The organism is Escherichia sp. 20412-1 (assembly GCF_003027595.1).
In the GTDB taxonomy this organism is placed as follows: domain Bacteria; phylum Pseudomonadota; class Gammaproteobacteria; order Enterobacterales; family Enterobacteriaceae; genus Escherichia; species Escherichia marmotae.
The window spans coordinates 1-4,772 of record NZ_PYQM01000082.1 but is presented as its reverse complement, the minus strand read 5'-3'; the positions used below and the strand labels follow the sequence as shown (position 1 = coordinate 4,772).

The window sequence follows — 4,772 nt, the reverse complement described above, 5'->3', positions numbered from 1 at the left end:
AACGGGATACCAGATCAAGGGCCTGTCCAATGTGCATAAAAAAATCCGGAAACGAGTGAGCGTTTCCGGATTCTTACACAGCCACTGGATCGGTCAACTGATCCTTAACTGATCGGCATTACACCTTTCTGGTGGCGTTTTTTATCGCCCACGCACTACCAGTGCCTGATCCAACTCCCGATATGCCTCAACCAGTTTCTCCAGAGAAACTCGACTTAAACCGCTGGGATTCGGCAATACCCAAATCTGCGTCGAACCAATGGTCAGCGTTTGTTTCCCCCACTGCACGCCTCGCTGACTGAATCCCTGTTCATACGCCTGCTTACCCAGAATCGCCAACGCCTGCGGCTGATAATTCTCAATTTTTTCAATTAGCTTGCGCCCACCTGCGTGCAATTCCTGCTTTGACACTTCATTAGCCTGCACCGTTGGCCTGTCAACCAGTTTGGTGACGCCACAACGATAATCCAGCAGATGCTGCGCTTCCTGCGGCTTCAACTGACGGTCGGTAAACCCGGCCTGATAAATCACCTTCCAGAAGCGATTCGCCGGATGGGCAAACGGAAAACCAGACTCCGCGGAAGAAAGACCCGGATTGATGCCACAAAACACCACACGCAATCCTGGCGCAAGAATATCGTCAACCATATTAACTCCTGAACAACACAACCCGCAGGAAGTATAACGAATTGAAAACACATTGTTTATAAAAACAGCAGCCGCGCGGTAATGGCTGGATTGCGACACGGAGTTACTTTATAATCCGCTACCATGGCCCCTTAGCTCAGTGGTTAGAGCAGGCGACTCATAATCGCTTGGTCGCTGGTTCAAGTCCAGCAGGGGCCACCAGACACAGCAAAAGGCTGACGAGAAATCGTCAGCCTTTTGTTTTTTTCTTTCTGTTCAATCACTTCGCGTGCCAATAAGCCGCTGCGCGTACCCGCTGTGGATCATACTGTTCCGCTTCAAAGCGACGGCTTAAATTCTTAACCACTTTTCCTTCACCGGTTATCCAGATGAAGTAATCATCGGCAGGAATTGCCAACTGCGCCAGACGCGCGTCCACCGCCTGCTCATCATGCGTCAGCCATTCGATGTTAAAACCGTCAAGGTGCGCGAGATAATCCTGACAGGCGTTATCCCGCACGCTGACCAGCGCAGTAACTTGCGGTTTAACGGCAAGTTTGCTCAACGTTTCCAGGCGGCGGCGCAGTGCAGGCATTCCGGACTCATCGCAGACATACACCTGATACGCGTAATCCTCCGGCACCACCAGCGAACCTCGCGGTCCGGCCACCGTGAGTTTATCGCCTGGTTGCGCCTGCATCGCCCAGCCGCTGGCGACGCCGCCGTCGTGTATAAAGAAATCGATCGCCAGTTCATGGCGTTGTTCATCGTACAGCGGCGTATAGTCACGCGACGGCGGGCGCGGTCCTTCCGGCCAGACGATACCTTCTTCCGTTACTGTTGGCGGCACAAAATGAGCGTCAGTTTGAGGAAAGAAGAGTTTGCTGTGATCGTCAAAGCCGCGCGACGTAAAACCGTCCAGCGCCTCGCCGCCAAGGACAATACGCTGAAAACCGGCGCTGATACGCTCAACACGTAACACAGTCAGTTCACGGAAGCGCAGATCATTTCGAACGCGCTGTGGGTAGCGGGGAGAGTTAGTCATTGTTATCGCCTTCGTGATGGTAATCAGATATATCTAAATAAAATTCACAAATGATAATGATTGCTAATCATGATAAATGCAAGCAATTTGTAGAATTGATATATCTGAAGTATGTGAAGGCATTCAGCACCATAGCAAGGCTGCCGGATGCGGCGTGAACGCCTTATCCGGCCTACATGTTGAGCACATCTGCGTTTAAAAATCATTTTTACACTTGCAGTAATGCCCACATTAGATATAAATTAGATATATCTAATTAAGCAACAGGAGGCTGATTATGAGCCATCATCACGAAGGGTGTTGTAAACATGAAGGCCAGCCACGCCATGAAGGCTGCTGCAAAGGTGAGAAGTCAGAACACGAGCACTGCGGGCACGGTCATCAGCATGAGCACGAGCATGGTCAATGCTGCGGTGGTCGTCACGGTCGCGGCGGTGGTCGTCGGCAGCGTTTTTTTGGTCACGGTGAATTGCGTCTGGTGATTCTGGATATTCTTTCACGCGATGACAGCCACGGTTACGAGTTGATTAAAGCGATTGAGAATCTGACCCAGGGAAATTACACCCCAAGTCCGGGCGTCATCTATCCGACGCTGGATTTTCTCCAGGAGCAGTCGCTGATTACCATCCGCGAAGAAGAAGGCGGCAAGAAGCAGATTGCGCTGACCGAACAGGGCGCGCAGTGGCTGGAAGAAAATCGCGAACAAGTGGAAATGATTGAAGAGCGGATCAAAGCCCGCTGCGTTGGCGCTGCGCTACGCCAGAACCCGCAAATGAAGCGGGCGCTGGATAATTTTAAAGCGGTGCTGGACTTACGTGTCAACCAGAGTGACATCAGCGACGCGCAGATAAAAAAGATCATTGCGGTAATTGACCGCGCCGCTTTTGATATTACGCAACTGGATTAATCACCGATTGCCGGATGCGGCGTGAACGCCTTATCAGCCTACGCGCCCGTAGGCCTGATAAGATGCGCCAGCATCGCATCAGGCATTGTGTACCAACCACGATATCCGGCATACCGATTAATGCAGCACCGTCACCGCGTCTTCCAGTCGGCTGGCGCGGTGTTTAACCATCGCTGACACCTGCGCGCTCTCTTCCACCAGCTCGGCGTTTTTCTGGGTAATCAGGTTAAGTTCATCTACCGCACGGGTCAGACTGGAAAGCCCATCAGCTTGTTCCAGCGTTGAATGGCTAATCTGAGCAATCAACTGAGTTACGTTTTTCACCTGCGCCACAATATCGTCCATCGTCCGTCCGGCAGCGTGCACTTGTTGTGAACCGGATTGCACCTTATCAGCACTGGCATCGATCAGCTTGCGAATATCGTTGGCAGCATTGGCGCTGCGGCTGGCTAAATGACGTACTTCGCCCGCAACCACCGCAAAACCTTTACCCTGCTCTCCGGCACGCGCCGCTTCCACCGCCGCATTCAGCGCGAGGATATTGGTCTGAAAAGCAATATCGTTAATCAGCGAAGTAATAGTGCCAATGCGCTGAGTACTGTCTGCAATATCATCCATCGTTTTGATCACCGTGGTCATCGCTTCCCCGCCCTGCACTGCCGCATTACTGGCGGTAATAGAAAGTTTATCGGCAGCCGAAGCCGTGGCAGAGTTCTGTTTTACCGACGCTGCCATCTGATTCATGGTCGCTACCGTTTGCTGAACATTATCTACCGTCTGCTGAGTATGTTCGTTAAGTTCATCGGTGCCTTTTGCCAGCGTTTCACTGCCGCTTCTGACGCTGGAAACCTGGCTTGATACGTCATTAATCAACCAGCGGCACATCAAACCAAGCTGCCCTACTGCCCGCAACGTCAACCCCAGTTCATCACTGCGATTCAGATGATCAACACTGTTACACTCACCGGTCGCCACCTTCAGCGCCTGGCTGGCGACATTTTCTATCGGACGAATAATCTGCCATTCAAAACAGGCAATTCCTGACAGCATCACTAACGCACAGAGGAAATAATTCACCACTGGTGCGGCGGCAAACCAGAGCATGGTCGCCAGCGCGATAAACATCAGCGCCATCACTCCACGCGCCCGCCAGCGAAGCGGCAATGAAGGGAGTTTTCCCAACCAGCCTTTACGCACCACTAAACCTTTATGGATACGCTTATTTGTGCGCCCGACATTCAACGCCTTGTACAGCGGCTCTACCGCTGCGATCTCTTTATCCGTCGCCCGCGTGCGAATCGACATATAGCCACTGATTTTGCCATCGCGCACCATCGGCACCGCGTTCGCCCGCACCCAATAATGATCGCCATTTTTATGCCGATTTTTCACGATTCCACTCCAGGGTTCCCCCTGTTTCAGGGTGTACCACATATCAGCAAAGGCCGCTTTCGGCATATCCGGATGGCGCACCATGTTATGCGGCTGCCCCTGTAACTCCCGCAATGTATAGCCGCTAATCTGCACAAAAGTGTCATTAGCATGTGTGATATAGCTTTGTAGATTGGTAGTAGACATCAGAGTGGTATCGTCAGCCAGCGGGATATTTTGCTGGGTGACGTACGGATGAGAAGACATAATCGCGTCCTGTGCAGGTTATATTGTTGTTAACTTCTTGTCGGAAGTTATGTCGGCCCCGGCGCGGTTATCTTTAGCGGTTTAATTTGATTTAGATCGCAATTTGCGATTAAAGCACAAAATGTAATTCATTGATTTAAAATACTTTCACCATGTTACTATGCGATAACATTAATTACATTGCCAAAAAACAGGCATTTGCTGCCCTGAAAGAGTGCATTTACATAACAAGCGCAAAATCCATACTCGATAGAAATCGTACCAAATAACAACAAATGTTAACAATCAGCATTAAATGTTGCATAGATGATTGCCGCATTTGTGTTTATCCCGATTTTCGCAATCGCAGCCGGAGTGGCGCAATCCCTGCAATACTTAAATCGGTATCATGTGATACGCGAGCCTCCGGAGCATATTTTGAACAGGTTACTGGATTTGCCCCTATATTTCCAGACATCTGTTATCACTTAACCCATTACAGGCCCGCTGCCGCAGATATTCCCGTGGCGAGCGATAACCCAACGCACTATGCGGATGCCATTCGTTATAATGCTC

4 protein-coding genes and 1 tRNA gene are annotated in these 4,772 nt (G+C 50.8%); 2 read left to right on the top strand and 3 right to left on the bottom strand.

Annotated elements, in window-relative coordinates:
* Positions 1–141 precede the first annotated feature (141 nt).
* Positions 142–648 (bottom strand): G/U mismatch-specific DNA glycosylase, encoded by a 507-nt coding sequence (gene mug, locus C7B16_RS23705; RefSeq protein ID WP_000227305.1) that lies wholly within the window; start codon positions 646–648, stop codon positions 142–144.
* 125 nt (positions 649–773) lie between these two features.
* Here mug and C7B16_RS23700 point away from each other — a divergent pair.
* Positions 774–849 (top strand) — tRNA-Ile (locus tag C7B16_RS23700).
* Positions 850–907: 58 nt separating this feature from the next.
* Here the strand turns inward: C7B16_RS23700 and nfeF are convergent.
* Positions 908–1,672 (bottom strand): NADPH-dependent ferric chelate reductase NfeF, encoded by a 765-nt coding sequence (gene nfeF / locus C7B16_RS23695; protein WP_000185302.1) that lies wholly within the window; start codon positions 1,670–1,672, stop codon positions 908–910.
* 277 nt (positions 1,673–1,949) lie between these two features.
* Between nfeF and nfeR the strand changes: the two genes are divergently transcribed.
* Complete coding sequence (gene nfeR / locus C7B16_RS23690) at positions 1,950–2,579, top strand: DNA-binding transcriptional regulator NfeR (RefSeq protein WP_000017992.1); 630 nt, start codon at positions 1,950–1,952, stop codon at positions 2,577–2,579.
* Between the two features lie 117 nt (positions 2,580–2,696).
* Here nfeR and aer read toward each other — a convergent pair whose 3' ends face one another.
* Positions 2,697–4,217 carry an aerotaxis sensor receptor Aer gene (gene aer, locus C7B16_RS23685; protein ID WP_001517126.1) on the bottom strand — a complete coding sequence of 507 codons (1,521 nt, stop codon included), beginning with the start codon at positions 4,215–4,217 and terminating at the stop codon, positions 2,697–2,699.
* Positions 4,218–4,772: the final 555 nt, after the last annotated feature.